Below are 1186 nucleotides of genomic sequence, written 5' to 3' on the forward strand. Positions count from 1 at the left end.
TACTTATTCATGACATCGATTCTCACTCTGTCAATTTTTCTTCCAAATTCCTGCTTCACATGAAAATGGTCGGTTGCACATATTGCATTTGGAAACATGATTTTCGATACGATTCTGTACGTTTCCCACATGTCAAAGGAAACAATTTTGACATTCTTCCTTTCCTCAAGAGGAATGGAAAAGAAATAATCCATGAGTGTCTGCTTTCTTCTTGACGGAAGGACATCGACGATGTTCTGTGTTTTGAAATCGACAAGCACACACACATATTTACTGTTGACAGACTTGAATGCATAGACCTCATCTATCAGCAGATACTCAGGCAGAGGTCTTCTTGATATGGAGACAAATGAGTCAAATACATGTGCAGCTGTTGTCTGGGATACATGGTATCGTTCGGCCACATCCCTGAATGTCATGTTTGGCTTTCTCAAATCCTCCAGGATATTATATACAGTCGCCAGAGAGATTCTTGAGCCTGCGACGGTAAAGGGATTGGACTCCATAAATGTCTTGTGGCATCTTGGACATCTATATCTGCGAGCTCTGTAATTGATGATGCATTTCTTGTTTGTCAGTATGGAATGGTTGATATGCTTGACGCTATAATCCTTGACTCTGTCTGTCATGTTGAGGCAGACAGGACACTGGTGGGGCTTCTTCTTCAGTGTCACATCAATATAGATACCATCCTTCTGATGATGGATATCGAATGTTTCGATATCCTTGTCCTCGATATTGAAGAAAACAAGGAAATCATTCTGGGAAATGATGCCGCAAGGCATGGTCGTGGTATTATCACACATCGTCATCACCATCCAAAGCCAATAGAATCTGTAATTTCATAAAACATCACGTCCTTTCTTTTTCTACATCTTCATGATAGAGGAAATGGATGCAGAAGGATATAAAGGTCATGTGGTTTGAAGAGAGAAATACAGGTTTCTGGAAAATTTCTTATAGATGAGCAGCTCATCTATTGGGCATTTGCCAAGCTTAACGATGAAATGGTATATGTGAGACAGTTCGATAATAAGATGATCTGTAGAATCAGAAAGAATGGAAATAATATCATCGAAGGAGACAGCAGATAGGAAAGGAATCATGGGAAAAAGAAGCAGCGCATGAGTTTTGCCGCAATGAGGGCATATGACTCTCTGGATGTTGATGGAGCTGTCCTTGAAGT

1 protein-coding gene and 1 pseudogene are annotated in these 1186 nt (G+C 40.3%); both read right to left on the reverse strand.

Annotated elements, in window-relative coordinates:
* Positions 1-806, reverse strand: an 806-nt coding sequence (locus B5E75_RS14295; RefSeq protein WP_143746989.1) for a transposase, incomplete at its 3' end; no start/stop codon positions are given.
* Positions 807-914: 108 nt separating this feature from the next.
* Positions 915-1186, reverse strand: a pseudogene (locus B5E75_RS14775) (hypothetical protein); the annotation flags it as partial.

Origin of the sequence: Massiliimicrobium timonense (genome assembly GCF_002160865.1) — a bacterium.
In the GTDB taxonomy this organism is placed as follows: domain Bacteria; phylum Bacillota_I; class Bacilli_A; order Erysipelotrichales; family Coprobacillaceae; genus Allocoprobacillus.